Genomic DNA, 24,870 nt, shown 5'->3' on the forward strand with positions numbered 1-24,870 from the left:
TAAATTTGATATAAAATGTTAAAAAAACAAATAAAAAAAATAACCAAAGGAATAACTTTTTTATCCTTTGCTCTCATAATTAGCTCATGCGAGACAACTGAGCTAGAAATATTAGACGACCCTAACGCTTTAACACCAAATCAAGCGGACATAGATTTATTCCTTAACTCAGCAGAAATAGAACTTTCTACAATATTCGATCGCGAAGGGTTATCCGAATTAGGTATGGAAGTAACCAGGATCCTACATGGTTTTGGTCCAACCTACAACAATGCATATGCTCCAAGTACAACTAATAACCTTTGGACAATATCGTATGCAGGAATTTTAGCCGACCTTAGAGCAATTAGACCTATAGCCGAGGAAGGTCAATTATATACTCATGTAGGTATTTCTCAAACACTAGAAGCTTATGTAATAATGGCATTAGTAGATTATTTTGGCGATATCCCATACTCCGAAGCTTTAAACGGAGCCGAATTCCCTAACCCTAAACTAGACAACGGATCTGATGTCTATAAAGAAGCAGAAAAGCTATTAAACGAAGCTTTAGTAAATTTCACTAAAGAAGAACTAAGAAAACCTTCTTCAGATCTTTTCTACGGAGGTGACAAATCCAAATGGATAAAGTTCACCAATACTGTAAAACTAAAGTTACATTTACAAACAAGACTCGTAGACTCAGAAGCAGGCTCAAAAATAAACGCACTGATCTCTGAAGGAAATCTTATTCTGGATGCCGCAGATGATTTTGTCTTTAAATATTCTGCCACAGATGCAAACCCAGACAGTAGACACCCATTATTTGGTCGTAATTTTGATGCTGCTGCTGATGTTTCTGACTACATGTCTAACTCCTACATGGTACTTCTTAAAAACGATTATATTTCCGGAGACCCAAGAACCAGGTACTACTTCTATAGACAATCTCTTGATTTTACGACTGACCCAAATGAAAATGAATGTGTTACAATCGCCAGACCTACACATTATTCTTCAGAGGACACATACTGTAACCCTGGTGATGGTTATTGGGGTAGAGATCATTTTGACAATGACGGAATTCCACCAGACGGAGGTAAAAGAACAACATGGGGAGTTTACCCTGTTGGAGGGCAATTTGACTACAACCAAGGAGAAGCCGTTAGCGGAAGACAAATTGGTCTAAAAGGAGCCGGAATTGCTCCAATACTACTATCTTCATTCACTAATTTCATGTTAGCGGAAGCATCTTTAAAATCCGGTGTTAGCGGAGATCCTAAAAGCTATCTTGAAGCCGGAATCAGACAATCTATAAACAAAGTAATTGAATTAGGTAGCACTACCCCTGAAATGGAAATAGAATTGGTTGCTGATGACCCTGACACTCCAGAAAATGAAAGAAAAACTGTTAGAGAGATATACGGCTCATCAAGTGCTGATATCGATTTATACATAGAAAAAGTATTAGAGCGATACGATAGCTTATCTGGTGACGACAGATTAGAACTTGTAGTAATTGAATACTTCAAAGCTTTATTTGGAAATGGATTAGAAGCCTATAACACATACAGAAGAACAGGCTTTCCTTCTAACCTACAACCTGCACTTGAGCCACAACCGGGAGAATTCATTAATTCTTTTTTCTACCCTGAAGAGCTATTCCAACAAAATTCAAATGTCGACCAAAAACCTAATCAAGCAGTTAGAGTATTTTGGGCAGAAGGAGGTCCAACAGTTGATTAAAAAAAGAAAAATCATGAAAAACATATATAAATATCTCTTCATAGCAATAAGCATAGTAATCATTACCAGCTGTGAAGATGAAGACAAAAATCCATTCCCGGCAAACGAACTTGATTCTTCTGCCGTATTAAGAACCTTAAACATAATTAACACTGAAGTAGACATAAACAATATTTCAGCGTCAAATATCTCCATTGAAGTAGAAGCAGATGACTTTCTAAATAATAGTCGTTTTGAATCAGTTGATGTATTTGTTTCATTTGTTGACGCATTTGTTGACAAAGACGGAGACCTGACTCCAACGCCAGATGATGATGATGACATTAGCAAAGAAGATGTCTTAGTAAGAAACATTCCTGCTTCCGAATTCTCAGCTGGTGATAATGGAAAACCAAAAAAAGTAATATCGGTAGCAGCCAGTGAAGCAATCGATCTTTTAGGTCTCAATTCTGAAATACCAAAAATAGATGGAGGAGATATCTTCAGAATTCGTCTAGCTATCAAACTAAACAATGGTGATATTTACACTAGCACCAATCTTAATACAAATGTTGCAGGAGGGTTATTTTTCAATTCCCCTTTTAGATATGATGGTAACGTTGTTTGTGGCTACCCAGAAACATTTTTAGTAGGAAAATATCAGTTAGAATGGATATCAGGAGTTTTCCCTGCTTTTGGAGTCTCTCAATCCTTTATAGACGAAGAAGTTGAAATCACAGCATCCTCAGGAACCGCTAGACAAATAAAAGCAGTTACTTATTTAAAAGAATTTGCTTTTTCTGGACCATTAAATTTCAACCTCATATGTGGTAAAATCATCCTTCCAAAACAAGACTCCCCCGGTGGAGTTGGCTGTGGTGGAGGTAACATTATGTTAGAAACAGATGGACAACTTAACGCCGGAGCTTTTGATGTAGACGGTGTAGATGACAGTGAGTTTACAATGAAATTTATTGATGCTGTTAATGATGGGGGATGCGGCGCATCTCCTTATGAAGTAGAACTAAAGTTTACAAAAATCTAAACCCAAGTAAACAAACACAGTATTTCTGAATTGTTATTTTTAGCCAATTCGCAAATAAAAAAACCGTCTAAAAAAACTTTTAGACGGTTTTTTTATTTACAAATTTTCTTTTCAGGAGTTCAACTCATAACATCTAAACAAAAACTTAAACTATAAAAACCCATAAATTCTTCTCAAACACGAATTTCATTTAATAATACACATCTCAAATACACCTAATCTATCAACCACACAAAGCAATACTCCTCTTTATTACGAAATGAATTCTCTCGAAGTTTCAAATCAAATTTCTTAGCTTGTAAAACACAATATCAAGCTACATCTTTTGAAATCACAAAAACAAAAAAGCCTCTCTAAATAACAACACCTCACTATACAACACATATAATTTACTCTATTTAGTTTTCTAATTATAGAATTTTATCAACATTACATATGAAACAAACTTATTAACATATTTAACAAATAGTTTACCTGTTTTAAAAACGCTTTCAACTCAATATCATCAATGGAATTCAGCACTTTTTAGCAAATAAAAAACTAAGAAAAATCTTCCTTATAATTAGTTAAAAAAAACACACTATGTCTTAAATTTTAAAAACATAATTAATAAATTATTACAAATTTAACTTGTTTAATTAGATTCTTTTATTGATTTTTAGCACGGCTAATTCAAATAAAAACAATAATGAAACAAACAAGTAAGCAAATTTTAATGCTGTTTACAGCATTAATTGTGCAATTGACTTTTGCGCAAGAAAAAACAATTACTGGTACTGTCACAGACAGTAATAACATGCCTTTACCTGGTGTAAACATTCTTATCAGAGGTACAAATACTGGAACACAATCTGACTTTGACGGAAACTACTCCATTCAAGCAAACAAGGGATCTGTTTTAGTATACAAATATCTAGGATTTTCTACTAAAGAAGTAGCTGTTGGAGACAACCCAACTATCAATGTCAAATTAGCGGAAGATGCTGCTGAGCTTGAAGAAGTGGTGGTAACTGCTCGAGGACTAAAAGCAAAACCTCGTTCTTTAAGTTACGCTATAGCAACCGTTGGAGATGACGAGATAGAAAACACTGGAGAAGTAAACCTAGTAAGTTCTTTAACAGCAAAAGCTCCTGGAGTATCTGTAGTATCTTCTTCTGGTTCTGTTGGAGCCTCAGCTAACATCAGAATACGTGGTAACACTTCTATTTTAAGAAACAACTCTCCTCTTTTTATTGTTGACGGAGTCCCAATTGACAACTCAAGTGTAGGAAACGGAACAGGAGGAGCAGACAATTCTAACAGAGCTATTGACATCAACCAAAATGACATCGAAAGCATTTCGATTCTTAAAGGAATTGCGGCTCAAACATTATATGGTTTACGTGCTGCAAATGGAGTTGTAATAATCAATACAAAAAAAGGACGATCAGGAAGCCCGACAGTTTCAATTAATACAACTGTTCAAATGAGTGAAATTACTCAGGTTCCAGATTTACAGAGAGAATTTGCTCAAGGAAATAATGGTGTCTACTCAGGTCCAGAATCTCAAGCAGGATCAAGTTGGGGACCTAGAGTCTCAACATTAGAATATAATGGCGACACATCCTATCCGTATCATAGATTTGGAGCGTTAGTCCCTGCTGGCACTGGAAATGGGCGTGCAGCAGAAACATATGACCATTATGATTTCTTTGTCAAAGGACTCCTAACCGACCTAAACGCCTCTGTAAGAGGAGGAACAGAAAACATCAAATACTATATCTCTGCAGGAAAACTTGATCAAACAGGGGTTTCTCCTCGAGAAAACTTTGCTAAAAAATCTTTCAGATCAGACATCACTGCTAATCTTTCTCAAAATTTTGAAATTTCCGCAAGTGGAGCTTTTGTTAACTCAGGAGGTCAAAGAGTACAAAGAGGATCAAATATATCTGGTATTATGTTAGGTCTTCTTAGAACAACTCCTACTTTTGATAATGGAAATGGCTTAAAAGGAAAAGCTGCAGCTGACGAACTTTCTGTTTACCAACTTTCTGATGGAACGCAAAGAAGTTATAGAGCGGGAGTTTACGACAACCCATATTGGACAGTTGCAAAAAACCCTTCTATAGACGATGTTAACAGATTTACAGGAAGGTTATCTCTTGAATACAGACCTTACGAATGGTTAACTTTACAAGGGAGATACGCCTATGATAGATATAGTGATATCAGAAAAAATTCAAGAGATATTTTCTCTGCTGGTAGTAGAGCCGGTCGTGTCATTGATGACAATATCTTTAATGAAGATATCACCACTAACTTTATGGCCTTATTCAACAAAAATTTATCTGAAAAAATTACATTTAACGGATTGGTTGGTTACGAACATTATAGCACAGACTATCTTAGAAGAACAGCACAAGGTGATGGTCTAACTATTCCTGGTTTCTTTGACCTATCTAACACATCCACTCAAATCAACACTAATCAAGTATTTAAAAAAGAATTAGATGCTGTATACGCAGATGCTAAATTTGGTTTCAACGAAATACTTTTCTTAAACGCCTCCTTAAGAAATGATTGGTCTTCCACACTTCCTACTGATAATAATGACTTTTTATCTTACAGTACAGGATTAAGCTTTGTGTTCTCAGAGCTATTTGAAAACGAAATCCTTAACTACGGAAAACTAAGAGCTTCTTATGGTAAAACTGGTAACGATGCACCTATTTATTCTACTAAGACCTTTTACCAACCAGGAGTTGCTTCAGGTGATGGCTTCATTTTAGGAGGAAACAATAATTTCCCTGCTTTTGGGGTAGTTGCCTTAGAAAGAGCTGGTCGTTCAGGAAGTAATCAAATTACTCCTGAAAAAACGACAGAATACGAAATAGGAGGAGAATTAAAATTTTTCAATTCCAGAATTGGATTAGATATCACATATTATGACAAGACTACAGTCGATCAAGTATTCTCTGTTGATGCAGCACCTTCGACAGGATTCACTGGTCGCACTTCAAATGCAGGTAAAATAGAAAATAAAGGATTTGAAATTGGAGCTAACTTTACTCCTGTAAGAACGGATAACTTTTCTTGGGATCTAAATATTAACTGGACATCATACGAATCAAAGGTTATTGAATTAGCTCCAGGAGTTGAATCATTTACCTTAGAAGGATTCACTTCTACATCATCAAGAGTTCTTCCAGGTGAATCATACGGAGCCATCTTTGGAAGTAAATACTTAAGAGATGACAATAACAATATCCTAATAGACGATAATGGACTTCCGATAGTCGATCCTGAATCTGGAATTATAGGAGATCCAATACCTGATTGGCAAATGGGTATTAAAAATACATTCTCATACAAAAATTTATCTATCGGCTTTTTATTTGACATAAAACAAGGAGGTGATATGTGGTGTGGTACTTGTGGAATATTAGACTTCTTCGGAGTATCTCAAAAAACAGGAGACCAAAGAGAAATCACAAATTTTGTGTACGACGGAATTGTACAATCAACTGGGCAAAGAAATACTCAGGAAGTAGCGTTGGCTGATAACACAACCGGAGTTAATGTGTGGACAAGAAATGGTTTCGGGGGTATTGGAGAAGATAGCGTTTTTGACACATCTTGGGTACGTTTAAGAGAAGCTTCTCTAACTTATAATTTTGGGGAAAAACTAACTAAAGCAACACCTATTTCTTCTGGATCAATAACCTTTTCTGGAAGAAACTTATGGCTTAGCACAGATTACCCGGGAGTTGACCCTGAAACAAATTTAACAGGTGATTCTAATGGTATTGGTTTAGATTACTTTAACCAGCCAAACACAAGAAGCTATGCTGTTTCTCTTAAACTTAATTTCTAAACAAAGTAAAAATGAAAAGAATATTCAACATATATAAAGCTTTTATTCTCCTGATAGCATCAAGTATCGTTTTGATATCATGTGAATATAATAGTACCGATGTAGACCCAACCAGACCAAATGGTGATATTGTCCCTGTAAAAGCTATAATGCCAATAATGCAGACTCAATCACACAGAAACATAACTGCTGGTCTGGGGCGTTTATCCGGGATTGTAATGCAACAATGGAATGGAATTGACGCACAACAAGAAGGATACACCCGATATGTAATTGACGAAAATGATTCTAATGCATTTTGGGGTACTGGAATTTACGCTGGTTCTATGAGAGATTGTATCGACATTTTAAGTAAAACTTCAGACACAGAAGGTGTAAACAGTAGAGGGGTTGCTAAAATTTATCTAGCTGCTAATCTAGGAATGGTTACCAATTCATGGGGGGACGCTCCTTTTTCTGAAGCTTTCTTAGGGGAAGACAACTTATTTCCTAAATATGACACCCAAGAATCAATTTATGCAAATATTATTCAATTACTTGATGAAGCTGAAGCAGATTTAAATGCTACTGATCCATTAGGAAGTATTCAAGGTAGTTTAATAACATTAGACAACGCTGGATGGATCAAAGTAGCGAACGCACTAAAAGCTCGTTATCTTATTCAATTAACAAAGAGAGACTCTCAGGCAGCTACGAAAGCGTTAGCCGCTATATCGAAAGCAATGGCAAGTAATACTGAACAAGCTGTATTCCCGTTTGGAAACAATCAAAACGAAGGTAACCCACTTGCTTCTTTTGGTATCCTGAGACCTAAAACAATGGGAATCGATCCGTATTTCGACAACTTAATGACTGGCGATCCCAGATATGACTTATATATAAATTCATCTGGATCTGTCCCTTTATTTGATGGATCCGAAGATCTTTTTTGGGCTCAGTACGACTCTCCCGGTTTACTAATAAGCTATGCTGAACAAAAGTTTATAGAAGCAGAAGCTCTAGAACGTACTGGTGGAGACGGAACTTCAGCATTAATAGAAGCGGTTACTGCTAACATGGAATATATTGGCGTTGACGCTGCAGATATAGCAACATATACAGGAGCATTGTCCTTAGGGGGATCTTTAGAAGCTGACATTGAAGCTATTATTCTAGAAAAATATAAAGCTTTATATGGAAACACACCTATCGAAGTTTGGAATGACTACCGAAGAACTGGTTACCCCAACTTAACACCTAATCCTAATGGCTCTAATGGTTTTAACCCTTCTGGAGTAATTCCTAGAAGATGGTTATACCCTATTTCTGAGAGAGTTTCTAACCCAAATTCATTTCAAGCTGCTCTAGACGCTCAAGGAGGTCATCTACTAGATGTTGATATTTGGGCATTCAAAGATTGATTTAAAAAATATTTTTTTTCGACAAGCCTTAGAAATTTTCTAAGGCTTGTTTATTTTCAATCATCATATTATTCCCAAAAAACAGAAACGAACTATCACACAAAACTTTAGTCTCAAAAATTACGTTATAACCGTATAATTAAAAATTGAAATACTTCTTTTTAGAACCATTCGATTTTTAACATATTATCGATACAAATCCACTGTTCATCTATAAATTTTATGAACTAAAAATTGTTTTATAACATTTTTCTTTCCAAATTTGGCGCTGGCTAATTAAAACAATTCGTAAAATGAGAACAAAATTCAGTGGAATTTTAACGCTACTGTTAGCGTTTGTTGTGCAATTAACTTTTGCGCAAGAGAAGACTGTCACAGGAACAGTGACAGACAATAGTGGGCTCCCACTTCCTGGAGTAAACATCCTTATCAAAGGAACCAATAACGGAACTCAAACTGATTTTGATGGAAACTATTCTATCAACGCTTCAAAAGGAGCGATAATATCTTATAGTTATGTAGGTTTCGTTACAAAAGAGATCGTTATAGACAATAACGATAGAATTAACGTATCATTACAAGAAGATGCTGCAGAATTAGAAGAGGTAGTAATTGTAGGATTTGGTAAAAAATCCAAAACAACCACTACTACAGCTATTTCTACTGTAGCAGCTGATGACATTGAAGACATGGTACCTTCAACTAGTATTGACAACATGCTTCAAGGTAAAGCTGCCGGTGTTCAGGTAACTGCTCAAAACGGTCGTCCAGGTCAAGCTGCATTTATCCAAATTCGAGGTACTGGTTCTGTTACTGCACAAACTACCCCATTATACATTGTCGATGGAATACCTTTGGATGACGACAACGTTAATAACATTAACCCTAATGACATTGAATCTTTTTCCATCTTAAAAGATGCAGCTAGTTCCGCTCTTTATGGTTCTAGAGCTGCAAATGGGGTTGTTATAATCACAACAAAAAGTGGAAGATCCGGAGATGCTAGAATTACATTTAGATCTTCTATAGGATCTGCTACAAGAATTCAAGATCCCTATGACATGATGGATGCTTCACAAAAGCTTGAGATAGAAAGACAATATGCTGCACTAGGAATTAATAATGCATTAAATCTTCCTGGAGCTTCCTCTTCTCCTGAAGAATTAGCTAGATTAAGATCTTTTGATACTAATTGGGAGGATGAATTATTAAGAAACAGTTTTATTCAATCCAATTCTGTGTCTGTTTCTGGGGGATCTGAAAAACTAAACTTCTTCCTTTCTCTAGGATATGATAAAAACACAGGTATCATTGACAGAATTAAAGGTTTTGAAAGAATATCTACAAGATTAAACACCTCGTATCAAGCTAAAGACTGGTTAAAACTAGGAGTAAATGTTGCTGTAAGTAGAAACACAACAGACCGACCACGAGACCGTAACAATGTACAGAATCCTTTTAGAGGTATGTACACGTACCGCCCTTATGAAACTCTGTACGAAAGAAATGACGACGGAAGTTTTGTATATGATGAATTAGGAAATAAAGTATACAACTACACTCATACAGGTTTCCCTATTGCACTAGCTCTACAAACTGAGCCTGAAAACAACAGGAACTTACTTACTTTAGGAAACATTTCTGCTGAAATGAAATTATCAAACAATTTCACGAATACATTTAAAACAGGTATAACAAACAGAAGATTCAACAGAACTAGTGCTTCTATCGCTGGTGGTGTTTTACAAGGATACGTAGGAAGCGCTCAATTCCCAGGAACACAAAGAGACAATCAACGAATCACATTTGAATATAATGTCTCTAACATATTTACATACACAAACACTTTTGGAGAAGCTCATAACTTCGATGTATCTTTTCTTTCTGAGTTTTACCAAAGAACAATTACTGACTTAAATGTAGCTAGTAGAGGGTTCCCTACTCCTGACATTCGCCTACAAGAAGTTGCTGCAGAACAAACTGATGGTACAACTAACAAGTTTCAAAATGCTATTTTTGGTTTAGGTCTTTTAGCTAACTATAACTACGACCAAAAGTATATTGTATCTGCGTCTATTAGACGAGATGGATCTACAAGATTTGGACCAGAGAATAAATACGGGTATTTTTATAGTGGTAGTGTAGCATGGAATATCGCTAAGGAAAACTTTTTAGCTAATTCGAATTTAGTAGACGACTTAAAACTTAGAGTATCATATGGTACTTCAGGAAATGACAACATTGGAGACTTTAGATACTTAGATTTATTGGCATTCGACCAAACATATAATGGTTTAACTACTGCAATTCCAATTGGAGCTGGAAATCCTGATATCAAATGGGAATCTCAAAATCAACTTGATATCGGTGTTGAATTTGGACTATGGAACAACCGTATTACTGGAGCTTTTGACTACTACATAAAAAACTCTAGCGACCTTCTTCTTGACAGACCTATATCTGCGACAATTGGAGATAATGATAACACTATCCTTTCTAATATTGGAGAAATTGAAAACCGAGGTTTTGAATTAGGAATTAATGCCGATGTTATCAGAAACGAAAACTTCAAATGGACTGTAGGAGGTACAATAAGTCTTATTGATAACGAAGTTAAAAAGCTTGTTAATGGTCAAGATATAATTAGAGGTAACACGATCCTTAGAGAAGGAGAAGAAATCAACTCTCATTTCTTAGTAAGATATGCAGGAGTAGACCCTCAAAATGGACAACCTTTATTTTTAACTAAAGAAGGTGAAGTTACTACAGAGTACAACGCAAGTGATGCTGTAATCATAAAAGACAAATCACCTGCCGCTGATTTTGAAGGAGGTTTCTACACTGATTTTCAATACAAAGGATTTGGTATTAGAGGAGACTTTACTTTCAAAGGAGGAAACTACATCAGAAACATCCAAAGAAGTGTTGTTCTTGACCCTAATAACATTGGAGACAACTTAAGTGCAGATGCATTCAACTACTGGAAAAACCCAGGAGATCAAAATGTATTACCAAGCCCTCTTTATGCCAACACCTCGAATCAAATCTCAACTAGATTTTTACAAAAAGGAGATTTCGTAAGACTTCGTAGTTTAACATTATCATACGATTTCTCTAAGAAAGCATTAGATAAGTCACCTTTCTCTAACTTTAGAGTATACGCACAAGGACAAAATCTTCTTACTTTTACAGATTATGAAGGAGATCCTGAAATTGGTTTAGGCTCTGCTGAAAACCTTCAACCAGGGGATGCTAACTTCGTTCCTGGAGCATTTTCATTATTTAGCTACCCTCAAACGAAGTCGTATATAATAGGAATTGAAGTTGGATTCTAAAAAAACAAAAATGAAAAAACACTTTTTAATATATAAACTTTTATTAGTACTTATCATTACGGGATGTAATGATGAAATAGAGGATATACAGCCCTTTACTCAAGGTAATCCTAGTACATTTTTCAAAGACATTCAATCATTTCAAAATGGAGTTGATGGAGCTTACAACAAACTAAGGTCTTACTATCAAGATCCTGCTCGTGGATTACAAGGTATTCCTGATATCTTATCTGATAACGTTGTGCTAGCACAAACAGGAAGACGTTCTAATGAGGTTTTCTATGACTACAGATATAACCCTAATACTGAATTAGCATCTTCTTGGATATTTAACCAAGGATATGAAGCTGTTGGAGCTGCAAATCTTGTAATTGGTCAAATAGATAACTTACCTGATGGGGATGAGAAAAGAAATATTCATGGTCAAGCATTAGCTGCAAGAGCCTTAGCTCACTTTGACATTGTTAGACTTCATGCTAAAATTCCAACCCAAAGTGCTGATGCTAATAGCTCACTAGGTATTCCTTATATAAAAGTTGAAGATGGAGATACAGGAAATCCTTTAGCAACTCCTGCAAGAGAAACCGTAGCATCTAACTATCAAGAAATCATTGAAGATTTAGAAAAAGCAGCTTCTTTAATTAGTAGTGAAACAGTAGAAGGTAGATTAAACAAAAACTCTGTTTATGGATTACTTTCTAAAGTATACCTTTACAATGGAGATTATCAGTTGGCTATCAATGCTGCAGACAAAGTAACAACTCCATTAGCTACTGCAGCAGAATTAGAAGATGTATATACTGATGTTTCTAATGCAGGGTTAGTAATTGAATTTGCTATAAACACCACCTCAGAAACCAGAAATAACAATGTAGGTGTATTATATAGCCAAACAAACTCAGAAGGAACCAAATCTGAGTATGTAATTGATTTTGATTTCTTTCAATCTATCGATGATAATGATGCAAGAAAATCAGTAATGGTATTTGAAGCTGATTTTGCTGATAACAAATACAACGCTGTTAAAAAATTCTTAGGAGAAAAAGGAGAAGTTAACGGAAGAGTAGACATAAAGGTTATGAGAGCTGCAGAAGTACTTCTTAACAAAGCCGAAGCTCAGTTTGAGTTAGGAAACAATGCTGAAGCGCTAGCTACTTTAGACGAATTAAGAGCCGCTAGAGATGGAGGAACTGGAAGTGGATCTGAAACTGGTCAAGCATTGGAAGATGCTATTCAATTAAATAGACGAATTGAATTAGCTTTTGAAGGACACAGATTCTTTGACATAAAAAGAAGAGGTGAATCTATCAATCGTTCATCTAAAGGTGATTTAATAGATGGAACAGGAACTCCTGCAGAGATATTAACTCTTGCAGCTGGGGATAATAGATTCCAATTCCCAATACCTGCAGATGAAGTAAATGCTAATCCAAACTTTAAGCAGAATCCTGGATACTAAGAAAACAAATATTTCTTAAGAATAATAAGACCGATAAACGATGTTTATCGGTCTTTTCTTTTTAGCCCCTACCTTTTCCACTTCTTCTAAAGCCAAAAACTAAAGTTTTCTCCAAAAAAATTTAAAATTTCATCTTTTTAGTGCTTCACTTTATAATTTTAACATTTTAGCTATATTCAAAAAACAAGACTCCTTTTTTCAAAAAAACCGGATTATTAACCCAACTTTAACATTCAATGTAATCTATTCATTTAAAATACCTTACTCACCAAAAACCACCAGACCCCCTGTATTTATTAACATTTCAAAAAAAACACATCTTTTTAACCATAGTTCAAATCCCCCTATTCATCAGTTAAAAAATTATCAACAAAAAGTTGCTTTATATGCATATTATTCACATTTTTGACGCGGTTAATTCAAATAAATCGTAAAATGAGAACAAAGTTTAGTGTAATTTTAACGCTATTCCTAGCGTTTGTTGTGCAATTAACTTTTGCACAAGAAAAAACTGTCTCAGGTGTTATTTCCGATAATAACGGAATGCCTTTACCTGGGGTAAACATACTTGTCAAAGGGACAAGTAGCGGAACTCAATCTGACTTTGATGGTAATTATTCTATCGAAGTTAATAAAGGAGCAGTACTTTCTTTTAGCTACATTGGTTTTTCTACAAAAGAACTGGTTGTTGGAGAAGAATCAACAATTAATGTTCAGCTAGAAGAAGATGCAGCACAGTTAGATGAAGTAGTAGTAACAGCTTTAGGAATTTCCAGAGCTAAAAAATCTCTGGGATATTCAGTACAGGAAGTAGATGGAAGTGCCATCACAGAAACCAGAACTTCAAATGCACTTGGAGCTTTATCTGGTCAAGTTGCCGGGGTGCAAATTACCAACCCTTCTGGAAGTCTTGGAGGATCTACGAGAATTTTGGTTCGTGGAGTAGGTTCCATTACACAAGGAAACAAACCACTTATTGTTGTAGATGGTACCCCTTTGGACAACTCTAACTACAATAGTGAAAACACCCAAAGCGGTGGTGGTGGAAGAGACTACGGAGACACAGGATTTGATATAAACCCTGATGATATTGAAAGTATGTCTGTATTAAAAGGAGGAGCTGCAGCAGCGTTATATGGATCAAGAGCAAATAATGGTGTTATTATCATTACCACCAAATCTGCTAAAAACGGAAAAGCTGAAATCGTAGTCAACTCCGGATTATCATTTGAATCCATAAATGTTGTTCCACAAGTACAAAAGCAATATGGAGGAGGAGCAGGAAATGTAAACACTATTGAGCAGAGTACATTTCAACAACAAAACATCAATGGAACAACTTACAATCTTGTAAATTATGCTACAGATGAATCTTGGGGACCAAAATACGATCCTAACACACTTGTTCTTGGATGGGATGCTTTTGATCCGGAATTTGCTGAGGATTATTTAAACCCCAGACCTTGGGTCGCTCCTGATAATGATGCTGAAAGTTTTTTCGATACAGGAGTATCCAGAAACAACAGTATATCTTTTTCTAAGTCTTTTGAAGACACAAAAGTTAGATTGTCATTAGCAAATGTATATACTACAGGTATTGTACCAAATACAAACCTTGAAAAAACATCTATTAGTATTAATGCTTCTTCCAAATTATCTGAGCGATTAAATGTAGAAGGGACTTTTAACTATATTGTTACGAATGCTTTTAACAGACCTGAAACAGGGTATGGAGATAATAGTTTAATGCAAAAGTTCTTCCAGTGGGGACAAACTTCATTAGATTATGAAAGATTAAAAAACTACATGCTTGCTGATGGAACACAAAGAACATGGAATAGAACTGCATGGGACAATCCTACTCCAAGATATAGTGATAACCCATATTGGATTATCAACAAAAACACTTCTCACGATAAGAGAAACAGGTATTTTGGAAATGTTAAATTCAAATATGATTTAACAGATGAATTGTATGCTATGGGAGCTATATATTCAGACAGTTACAATTACTCTATTTCTGAAAGAGTTGCTATCGGATCTCAAGCGCAATCAAAATATGAAGAAAGAAATAGAACTTTCCAGGAAGTAAACTACGAAGCAAGGCTTCACTATGACACTTCATTCTTAGAAGACAAAATCAGTTTCAATTCTTTTATTGGAGCTAACAGAAGAAATGTTACATATTCTTTAATAGGAGGAGAAACTCAAGGAGGACTTGCTGTAGACGGAATATATAATTTAACAAACTCTAATGAGTCTCCTAGAATATTCGACTTTGACTCAGAAGAAAGAATAAATAGTGTTTACGGATCTGCATCTATTGGATATAATAGATTTGCTTTCTTAGAATTTACAGGAAGAAATGATTGGTCTTCTACCCTTCCTAGTAATAACAATTCTTATTTCTACCCAGCGGTAACTGGTAGTTTAGTCCTTTCTGAATTGGTAAAAACTGACTGGTTATCTTTCGCTAAAGTAAGAGGTAGCTGGGCAAGCGTAGGTAATGACACTGCTCCCTATGATTTAGCCAACACTTATGGCTCAAGAGTTCCTTTTAATGGAGGTATAAGATTTACGCAACCAGATGAAAACAAAAATCCAGATCTAAAACCAGAAACTAAAAACACCTGGGAAGTTGGACTAGAAGCAGCTCTTCTAAACAACAGATTAAGATTTGACATCACTTATTATGATGAAATCACTAAAGACTTAATTACACCTATTCAGATAGATCCATCAACAGGATACACAGCAACTGTGGCCAATGCAGGAAAAATGTCTAATAAAGGTCTTGAGCTATTAATTAGCGGAACTCCTATAGAGACAAAAGATTTTAGCTGGGATATCACTTGGAACTTTGCGAAGAATGAAAATGAGTTACTTGAATTAAAAGAAGGTGTTGAGACTTTAGAATTAGCGAGATTCCCTTTTAAAGGAGTAACTTTAAATGCTGTAGTAGGAGAATCTTATGGAATAATCAGAGGAACTGACTTTATATACGATGAAAACGGAAATAAAGTAGTTGGAGCTGATGGACGATACCTTTCTACAAACGAAGTTCAAAACTTAGGATCTGTTCTACCTGATTACAATATGGGTATCAGAAATAAGTTCAGGTATAAAAACATTGACTTTGGCTTTTTGATTGATGTTCAAAAAGGAGGAGTATACAGATCATTAACTAATATGTGGGGGCATTATTCCGGTATTCTAGAAAGCACTGCTGCGAATGGAATCCGTGAGACAGGAACTGTACTTGATGCTGTAACAGGAACTGTTACTTATAACGAAGACGGAACATATACAGTTTCTGACACTAGTAAAAACACAACTGTAATCTCTGCACAGCGATTTGGTCAAGATCATTATTATGGTCCTGATGCTATGAACGTATTTGACGCTAGTTATATAAAACTAAGAGAGGTTACTCTTGGATATTCTCTTCCAGAAAAATGGACAGGACCATTAAGCGATATTAGATTATCTCTTTTTGGTAGAAACCTATTTGTTTGGGGCTTAGACAATGATAATTTTGACCCTGAAGTAGCTTCCACGGGAAGTGGTAACATCCAAGGATCTGAAGGAGGATCTTTACCTTCTACAAGAAACTACGGATTTAACGTTCAATTAAAGTTTTAAAAAGTCATGAAATATATACATAAAATAACAGCATTAGCTACAACTACCTGCCTATTGCTTTTCACTTCATGTGACAGTGACTTAGAGGCAATCAATCAGAACCCTAACGACCCTGAAATTGTTCCTACTACAACAATTTTTAATAGTGCAACAAAAGAATTAACCGACATTTCCAGAGGAGCATTCTCCTCCGGGAGAATCGCGTTACCATGGGTTCAATACTGGACTCAGAACAACTATGCTAATGAAGATGCATACCTTTATCGTGAGAGTTCTGCTACAGACTTCTGGGAAGACCATTACAAATTAGCAACAGATTTTAAAAAAATCTTAGATTTAAATACTGATGAAGAGACTAAAGCTACTATGTCCAAATATGGTAGCAACAATAATCAAATTGCAGCAGCAAGGATTATGCTATCTTATATCTTTCATCAATTAACAGATACTTTTGGTGATATTCCTTACTACTCATATGGTAATGATAACCCTGATTTTCAAGCACTACAAGTAAATGAATTTCTTACACCAAAATTTGTAAGTCAAGAAGTTATTTATACGGATCTTCTTTCTGAACTAAAAGCTGCTTCTGATATGATAGAAACTTCTGAAAAAGTATTTACTTCTGGAGATGCTATCTATAATGGAGATGCTGTTAAATGGAAAAAATTTGCAAACTCTTTAATCTTAAGAGTAGCTAATAGACTTAGAGGTGTTGATCCTACAACCGCAAATACAGCTATCAATACAGCGATTGGTGCTGGAGTTTTTGAATCAAATGATGATAATGCTGCTCAAATATACGAAGCAGCTGATGCTACCGGTTCTCCAATGTACAGAGCTTTCTTTGTTAATAACAGAACCGATTTTGGAGTTGCTGCTCCATTTATTAATGTACTTAGAGGAGAAAGCGGAAGTTTTGGTCAAGACCCAAGACTTTTTAAGTATGCTGCACCTAATAGTGCTACTGCCGAGCAAATTAAAGATAATTCATATACGGTCTCAACTAATATTGATGACTATGATGGGTTCCCATATGCTTTCCCTAATGCAGCTGAAATCCAATTCACTACATATACTCTACCTAGTCACAACGTCTTACGTCAGGATTATAGTGAAGTATTGATGGAATATGCTGAAGTTGCATTTATTTTATCAGAACATAACGGTTGGGATCAAACCGAATACGAAAATGGTGTACAAGCTTCTATGGAAAAATGGGGAGTTGACAGTGGTGACATCACTGATTTTATCGCTAACCTACCGGCTGCTGCTCAAGAAAGTGTTCTTACTCAAAAATATGTTGCTTTATATATGCAACCATATGAAGCTTGGGCTGAATACAGAAGAACTGGTTTCCCTAAAACGTTATTGTTACCTGGAGAAGAAGCAACAATTACTCCTGAGCAATTTGCTAACCTATCAGGTGACAATCCTTCTGACAAGTATATTTTCACACCTGGAGTAGCTGACATGAATGATTTACCCACCAGGTTAAGATACCCTGTAGTATTGCAAACACTTAATGGAGCCAATAGAAAAGATGCGGTCTCTAAATTAAGTAATGGCGATGATCTAACTAGTAAACTTTACTGGGACAATAATTAAGATCATTATATAATATTTATAATAAACACCCCGAGAAAAATCTCGGGGTGTTTTCATTTTTATTAAGATATATTATTTTTTTACGAATTACTTAAACCGTTTGATACAATAAAAAACTTTCAATATTTGATCCAGTAACACACATTAGATCCACCCTAAACAATATCTCTCCTTTATATTCCTTATCCTTCTTAACTAATTAAGGAGTTATCTGTAATCAGCTATCTTCTTTTTTTCGAATAACTGTTATTACTCTTCACATTTGTATTTTTTAATAAACAAAATACCTTAGTCATTATCTTCTATACACACCTTAGCATAAAAACACTATTACCCACTTATTAATACAATCTAAATATACATCTTTAAAAACTCCTTAAGAGCACTTTTAAAATTCAAAAACTTGCAAAAAAAACCACCTTACAATTACTCAAACAACATATTTTTTGCTTTTTTAACAAAAAAAACACCTAAAACATACAAAAAATAAAAAAATACTACCAAAAAAGTTGCTCTATATAGTTATTATTTACATTTTTGACAAGGCTAATTTAAATAACTAATAAAAATGAACATCAAATTTAGTAGAATTTTAGCGCTATTCATAGCACTATTTCTTGTTCAAATAACCTTTGGACAAGAAGAAAAAAAAGTATCCGGTACGGTTACAGATAATCAAGGACTCCCCCTTCCTGGTGTAAATATTATCATAAAAAACACAGCAACTGGAACTCAAACCGATTTTGACGGTAATTATAGTATCAATGTAAACAAAGGAGCTGTTTTAACCTTTAGTTATGTTGGTTTTGAAACCGTTGAAAAAGTTATCGGAGACAGTAATTCTGTAAATGCCCAATTGATACCAGCGGCATCAGAGCTAGAAGAAGTAATTGTTCAGGCATATGGTACTACAACAAGAGCTACTTCAAATATATCTGTTTCAGCTGTAAGTGCAGAAGATATTGTCAATAGACCCAACGCTAATGCACTACAAACATTATCAGGGCAAGTGGCTGGTTTAAATATTGTAGCGGCTACAGGTCAACCAGGAGCTCCTCCAACTGTTCGAGTTCGAGGTGTTGGTTCTATAAATGGTAATGTTGATCCTTTATATATTATAGATGGAATACCAACAGATGCAAATGCATTTAGAAGTTTAAACCCAAATAATATAGCCTCTGTATCAGTTTTAAAAGATGCCGGTGGTACTGCCATATATGGTAATAGAGGAGCGAATGGGGTAATAATAATTACTACTAATAAAGGTAGTTTTAATACCCCTGTACAAGTTAACTACACTAATATTATCCAATTCTCTAATCTAATGCAAAATGATTATGATTTATTAGACTCACAACAGCAGTTAACACTAGAACGTGATTATGGAGCACTAATTGGAAGGACTATTGGTAGAGGTTCTACATTAACCCCAGCAGAAATTGCTGCTGCGGAGACAACAGATTGGGCAGATGTATTTTTTGACACAGCTGTGACACAAAGTCATAACCTAACAATATCTAATGGTTCAGGAAATATTCGTCAATTCTCCTCTCTAGGTTATTTTGAACAGGAAGGTATTTTAGAGAATAGTGATCTAAAAAGATTCAATATACAAAGCAATGTGGATGGTAAATCTTCTAATGATAAATTTAATTATGGAATAAATTTAGCATTAAATTTCTCAAAATCTAATGAACCGAATGGTATTGGAGGAACTGGAATAAATCGTAATCCTATTTTAGGAGCATATCAATCAGTACCCTATATATCTCCAAACGATTATATTAATGGAGCTGCATTATTGAGCCCTCTTTCTTTCGCTAACACCCCTCTGTTTATTCTAGATTTACAAAACACATTAAGAAGAACAGAAGATGAAGTACAGCTTTTAGGAGGTATAAATGCTAGTTATGAAATTGTAGAAGGATTGACAGCAAAAATTGATATGACTTCAGAATTCAGAAATGAAGAACGCATCACAATAGAATCACCAGACTCTTTCAACGCCTTATTATTTGCCCAAGGAAAGGACCCTTCTGGAACTCAAACTATAACTAATACTAGACAATTCATCTTTGATCAAGTTATTAGTCTTAATTACAATAAAGTATTTGGAAAAAATACTATAGATGTAGGTTTGTTTACAGAATATTTCAAAGCACATTATCAAAGATTTGGATTTACTGCTGAAGGGCAAAACCCATTGACTTTTGCTGCTGGTGATGATGCTGGTTTTATAGATGATAATGCAGACAATGATGCCTATGTAGATGACATATTTGCTAATAAATTAGAAGCAGGTCTTTTTTCTTATTTTACAAGAATAGATTATGATTATGATACTAGATTTGGGGTTACTGGTACATTGAGAAGAGATGCTTCCTTCCGATTTGCAGACTCAAACCGATGGGGAACATTCTTTTCTGTTTCCGGTCGCTGGAATATAGGTAATGAATCGTTTATGCAAGAATCGATTTTCGATGCCTTAAAACTAAGAGCTTCTTATGGAACTACTGGTAATCAATTTGTTCAAAACGACCTCAATATTCCTGGGATAAATTTTGACGCAAGTACTTTATCTCGTGACTTATTTACTACAGGAGCTGTATATAATGGTTCTAATGGTATATTTCAACAAAACATAGGAAATAATGAGCTAGAATGGGAAACAACAACGCAGCTGAATGTTGGGTTAGATTTCGAAATATTTAATAGAAGGTTAAGAGGTTCTGCTGATTGGTATCAAAAAAATACCCGTGACCTATTCCTTCCTCAACCAATTTCAGCGATAGGTACAATTTTTAATCGTCTAAATGGAGGTGTTAATCGTTTTGCAACATCGATTAGTGCTAATGTAGGGGAAATTCAAAACACAGGAGTTGATTTATCGTTAGATTTCGATATTTTTAGAAGTGCAACTAGCGATGGATTTAATCTCTCGGTTAACTTCGTTGGTAATTACAATAAGCAAGAGGTTATTGAACTAGCCACTCCAACAGGTGAGATTATTAATGGTAGAACACAATCATTTAGAGAAGGTGGAATTCTAAATGAGTATTACACCTATCGTTATGCAGGCGTTAACCCTGACAATGGTAACCTATTATTTCTTACTGCAGACGGTGAAATAACTGAAAATCCTGATGTTGATAATGATCGAGTATTCTTGGATAAAAATATTTTCCCAGATTTTGAAGGAGGATTTGGTTTCAAAATTGATTATAAAGGCTTTTTTGCATCAACCCAATTTAGATATACTATTGGAGTAGATCGATTTGATTCCGACTTACAAGGATTCCAAGATCCAACTTCTCTAGGACAGTTTAGAAGTTCTGTAGATTTATTAAATGCATGGACACCTACTAATACTGGTTCTAACATTCCTAGATTAGATGCAGCTAATCTAGATGTCGGAGTACTATCTGATCGATACCTGACTAGTGCCGATTTTCTAAGGTTAAGATTTGCCCAAATTGGGTACTCATTCCCTGATAAATTCCTAAAAGGAACTGGCTTTAATAGCATTAGAATATTCGCTAATGGAGAAAATCTATTTACTATCTCAGAATGGAGAGGTTTTGATGCGGAAGTTGTAAACATCAATAATCAAGTTGCAGGTAACTTATTCCCTACTGCTAGGACTTTTTCGGTAGGATTTGAATTTGGATTTTAAAATAAAAAAAGAAAAAGATGAAATTTAACAAGAAAATATTAATCCTTATATGTGCCACCTCTTTATTCTGGTCATGTAACGATGCTATAGATATAGAACAACCAGGAGAGTTAAATCCAGGGAGTGCTTTTAACACAGTACCCAACCTAAATTCAAATCTTTTAGGGCTTTATGATATACTTGACACATCTCCCGAAATCCAATTCAATGCAGTTTTCACTGATGCTGTTGCTATTGGTGCGGATAATGGTGGACAAGGGCTAGGAAATGGTGAATACGGTTTTAGGTTAAATGCTGGTAGTGCAGCTCCAACACAAAATTGGCTATTATACCATGCAGCATTAAATAGTGCTAACAGAATTATAGAAGCTGGTAATAACCTTATACCAGAAGCCGGAGAAGAACAAGATTTAAATGACATTCTGGGTCAAGCCTATGCTATACGAGCTTTTTCTCATTTCCAAGTTATAAGTTACTTTAGTACCGATTATACTGATGATAATGCTTTAGGTGGCTTTTTGGTTAATTTTGTTCCTTCTGCTAGTGATAATCTTCCAAGAAGTACAAACGGTGAAATATTTCAGTTAATCGATGAGGATTTAGTAAAAGCTAAAAATCTAATATCGTTCGAGGCTAACCCCACATTAATGGGGAAAGATTTTGTTACTGCACTTCAAGCAAGAGTAGCAGCCTATAGAGGTCTGTATTCTCAAGCAGATTCTTTTGCTTCAGAATTACTAGGAAAGTATGACTTAGCGACAAGAGAGGAATATGTTGATGTATTCAAAGACTCCTCTAATGTAGGTATTATTTTCAAACTAGAACGTACTCTTGGGGATTCTCACGATAGACAAGCTACAACTGGTAGTGGTTTTGGAGCTGGATGGGTTGGAGCTAATTTTGCTTTTGTTGATGGCACAATAGACGGTTCACCATACTTTGAAATGGGAAGATCTTTATTCAATACTATTGATCAAAATGATGTTAGATTTGATGTATTGCTTAATGAAACTTCAATTTATGATAATGGACCAACTGTAAGAGATACTTTAGTTATTGGAAAATATCCTGGTAGTGAAAAAGCTTTGATGAATGATCTAAAAGTCTTCAGGATTGCAGAAATGTTAATGATTAAAGCGGAGGCTTTAGCAGATCAAGGTAATTTTAATGGAGCAACTAATTCTACCGCTGCACTCATTAAGCAATTAAGAGATGCTAGGTTTGGCTCTGATCAACCCTTACCCGTATACGCTAGTGAAGAAGAGGCGTTCGGTGCTATTCTAGATGAGCGAAGAATTGAATTTGCTTATGAAGGACATCGTTATAAAGACTTAAAACGTCTAGGAGTTAGAGGTAATAGAAGTATTCTTAGAGATCCTGATGACTGTTCTGTGAACGGCGCTTGTGAATTAGCTACAACGGATTTTAGGTTTACTATGCCAATTCCTCTTACTGAATTGAATGCAAATCCTGCAGTACAGGATCAGCAAAACCCTGGTTATACCAATTAATTAGAATAGGTATTCTAATTTATTAAAATACAACATCCCGCTGAATATTTTCAGAGGGATGTTTTTTTATACCTATATTTGCCCTCATGAAAAATGATTCTCAGGTTTTTGGTATCAGGGCAGTAATAGAAGCTATTTCAGCTGGAAAAACAATCGATAAACTCTTTATACAGAAAGGTCTTCAAGGGGAGCTTTCCAAAGAACTCATGCATCTCGCCAAAAAAAATGGTATCGGTTTTTCATTGGTTCCAATAGAAAAATTAAACAGAATCACCAAAAAAAATCATCAGGGTGTTGTAGCACAAATAGCTCCTATTGATTTTTACACCCTGGAAGATTTGGTTATCCAAACAATAGAATCTGGTGACACCCCTTTGTTTCTAGTACTTGATCAATTATCCGATGTTCGTAATTTTGGAGCTATTATTCGTACAGCAGAATGTACAGGAGTTCATGGAATTATTATACAAAAAAAAGGAGGGGCTCCGGTAAGTGCCGATACTGTAAAAACTTCTGCAGGCGCTATTTTTAAAATTCCTATTTGCAAAGTAGATCACATAAAAGATGCGATTTTCTACCTTCAATCCTCGGGAATACAAATCGTTGCGGCAACTGAAAAAGCTACAGATTCTATTTATGAAACAAATCTGACACTTCCCACAGCAATTATCATGGGAAATGAAGGAAAAGGAATTTCTCCTTCCGTCTTAAAATTAGTAGACACTAAAGCTAAACTCCCCCTATCGGGCGAAATCGCCTCATTGAATGTTTCTGTTGCATGTGGTGCTTTTTTGTTTGAAACCGTTAGACAACGAACATAATCACTCCTCTTCATCCTTATTTTTATCCGAAGTAAGTTCTTTATAATTATACACAATAATGATTTCTTCTTCGGGCATTTCAGGAGTATGTTCTATAAAATTTCCATCCTCATCAAAGTGTTTTAAAAAATCATCCTCCTCCGGATTATAATCTGGAGCTTCCCATGCGTATCGTTCAGGAGTAGCGATTCCCTTTTTTATCAAAAAAGCCATTACAGTTCCTACTAATAAACCTGAGGAATGTCCTTCCCATGAGATTTTAGGATCTACCGGAAATGTATACCATATCATACTTCCGTACACGAAAACAACTACTAACGATAACGCAATCAACCTAAAATGTTTTGCCAATACTCCTTTAAAAAACAAAAAACCAAACAACATATAGATAACCCCACTTGCACCAATATGATAAGAAGGACGCCCTATAATCCAGGTAAATACTCCCGTCAAAAATGCTCCCCATAAAAGGACTTTCCACGCATTTTTTGCATAAAAGAAAAACAATGCAGCTGACAAAATCAACAAGGGTAATGTATTATGCCACAGATGTTCTATTCCTGAATGAATGAATGGCGAAAAAAAGATCCCTCTCATCCCTTTTAGAGTTCTGGGCACGACACCAAAATGATTAAAATCGAATCCAAAACGTATTTCAAACCAAAATACAACCCATATAACAAGCACAAAGAGTATAGGATACCCTATAACTCCTGTTTTAAAATAAAAATGATTTTCAGTATTCATTGTACTCGCTTATAATATAGATACAACTTCAAAAAGTTCTCCAAATTCAAAAAGTCGGATAAATTGTCATAA

At 35.2% G+C, this 24,870-nt stretch carries 12 protein-coding genes; 11 read left to right on the forward strand and 1 reads right to left on the reverse strand.

The window, feature by feature from the left end:
* Positions 1-15: 15 nt before the first annotated feature.
* The 11 genes from HN014_RS02085 to rlmB all read left to right on the forward strand — a co-directional run bounded on the left by HN014_RS02085 (position 16) and on the right by rlmB (position 24,051).
* Positions 16-1,725: a SusD/RagB family nutrient-binding outer membrane lipoprotein gene (locus HN014_RS02085; protein WP_176027250.1), complete on the forward strand. Its 1,710-nt coding sequence runs from the start codon at positions 16-18 to the stop codon at positions 1,723-1,725.
* 13 nt (positions 1,726-1,738) lie between these two features.
* Positions 1,739-2,749, forward strand: coding sequence for a hypothetical protein (locus tag HN014_RS02090; protein WP_176027251.1), 1,011 nt, complete (start codon positions 1,739-1,741; stop codon positions 2,747-2,749).
* Positions 2,750-3,437: 688 nt separating this feature from the next.
* The gene (locus HN014_RS02095; RefSeq protein WP_176027252.1) at positions 3,438-6,602 is read left to right on the forward strand and encodes a SusC/RagA family TonB-linked outer membrane protein; all 3,165 of its coding nucleotides are present in this window, start codon (positions 3,438-3,440) and stop codon (positions 6,600-6,602) included.
* A gap of 11 nt (positions 6,603-6,613) precedes the next feature.
* Positions 6,614-8,002, forward strand: a complete 1,389-nt coding sequence (locus HN014_RS02100; protein WP_176027253.1) for a SusD/RagB family nutrient-binding outer membrane lipoprotein — start codon at positions 6,614-6,616, stop codon at positions 8,000-8,002.
* Between the two features lie 293 nt (positions 8,003-8,295).
* Entirely contained in the window at positions 8,296-11,337 is a 3,042-nt protein-coding gene (locus HN014_RS02105; RefSeq protein WP_176027254.1) for a SusC/RagA family TonB-linked outer membrane protein, read from the forward strand.
* A 10-nt stretch (positions 11,338-11,347) separates the two neighbouring features.
* A complete protein-coding gene (locus tag HN014_RS02110; protein WP_176027255.1) occupies positions 11,348-12,796 on the forward strand; it encodes a RagB/SusD family nutrient uptake outer membrane protein in 1,449 nt (482 codons plus the stop codon).
* Between the two features lie 435 nt (positions 12,797-13,231).
* Positions 13,232-16,438: a SusC/RagA family TonB-linked outer membrane protein gene (locus HN014_RS02115; RefSeq protein ID WP_176027256.1), complete on the forward strand. Its 3,207-nt coding sequence runs from the start codon at positions 13,232-13,234 to the stop codon at positions 16,436-16,438.
* 6 nt (positions 16,439-16,444) lie between these two features.
* Positions 16,445-18,046 (forward strand): SusD/RagB family nutrient-binding outer membrane lipoprotein, encoded by a 1,602-nt coding sequence (locus tag HN014_RS02120; protein ID WP_176027257.1) that lies wholly within the window; start codon positions 16,445-16,447, stop codon positions 18,044-18,046.
* A 568-nt stretch (positions 18,047-18,614) separates the two neighbouring features.
* Positions 18,615-21,719 (forward strand): SusC/RagA family TonB-linked outer membrane protein, encoded by a 3,105-nt coding sequence (locus tag HN014_RS02125; RefSeq protein ID WP_176027258.1) that lies wholly within the window; start codon positions 18,615-18,617, stop codon positions 21,717-21,719.
* Positions 21,720-21,736: 17 nt separating this feature from the next.
* Positions 21,737-23,230 carry a RagB/SusD family nutrient uptake outer membrane protein gene (locus HN014_RS02130; protein ID WP_176027259.1) on the forward strand — a complete coding sequence of 498 codons (1,494 nt, stop codon included), beginning with the start codon at positions 21,737-21,739 and terminating at the stop codon, positions 23,228-23,230.
* Between the two features lie 86 nt (positions 23,231-23,316).
* Positions 23,317-24,051 (forward strand): 23S rRNA (guanosine(2251)-2'-O)-methyltransferase RlmB, encoded by a 735-nt coding sequence (gene rlmB, locus HN014_RS02135; protein WP_176027260.1) that lies wholly within the window; start codon positions 23,317-23,319, stop codon positions 24,049-24,051.
* On the opposite strand, the gene HN014_RS02140 is transcribed toward rlmB, so the two are convergent.
* On the reverse strand, positions 24,052-24,798 hold the full coding sequence (locus tag HN014_RS02140) for a rhomboid family intramembrane serine protease (RefSeq protein WP_176027261.1): 747 nt from the start codon (positions 24,796-24,798) through the stop codon (positions 24,052-24,054).
* Positions 24,799-24,870: the final 72 nt, after the last annotated feature.

Origin of the sequence: Aquimarina sp. TRL1, assembly GCF_013365535.1 — a bacterium.
GTDB classification, from domain to species: Bacteria; Bacteroidota; Bacteroidia; order Flavobacteriales; family Flavobacteriaceae; genus Aquimarina; species Aquimarina hainanensis.

Coding starts and splice junctions, on each gene's coding strand:
- HN014_RS02085 (WP_176027250.1), top strand. CDS start 16: ATGTTAAAAAAACAAATAAAAAAAATAACCAAAGGAATAACTTTTTTA.
- HN014_RS02090 (WP_176027251.1), top strand. CDS start 1,739: ATGAAAAACATATATAAATATCTCTTCATAGCAATAAGCATAGTAATC.
- HN014_RS02095 (WP_176027252.1), top strand. CDS start 3,438: ATGAAACAAACAAGTAAGCAAATTTTAATGCTGTTTACAGCATTAATT.
- HN014_RS02100 (WP_176027253.1), top strand. CDS start 6,614: ATGAAAAGAATATTCAACATATATAAAGCTTTTATTCTCCTGATAGCA.
- HN014_RS02105 (WP_176027254.1), top strand. CDS start 8,296: ATGAGAACAAAATTCAGTGGAATTTTAACGCTACTGTTAGCGTTTGTT.
- HN014_RS02110 (WP_176027255.1), top strand. CDS start 11,348: ATGAAAAAACACTTTTTAATATATAAACTTTTATTAGTACTTATCATT.
- HN014_RS02115 (WP_176027256.1), top strand. CDS start 13,232: ATGAGAACAAAGTTTAGTGTAATTTTAACGCTATTCCTAGCGTTTGTT.
- HN014_RS02120 (WP_176027257.1), top strand. CDS start 16,445: ATGAAATATATACATAAAATAACAGCATTAGCTACAACTACCTGCCTA.
- HN014_RS02125 (WP_176027258.1), top strand. CDS start 18,615: ATGAACATCAAATTTAGTAGAATTTTAGCGCTATTCATAGCACTATTT.
- HN014_RS02130 (WP_176027259.1), top strand. CDS start 21,737: ATGAAATTTAACAAGAAAATATTAATCCTTATATGTGCCACCTCTTTA.
- rlmB (WP_176027260.1), top strand. CDS start 23,317: ATGAAAAATGATTCTCAGGTTTTTGGTATCAGGGCAGTAATAGAAGCT.
- HN014_RS02140 (WP_176027261.1), bottom strand. CDS start 24,798: ATGAATACTGAAAATCATTTTTATTTTAAAACAGGAGTTATAGGGTAT.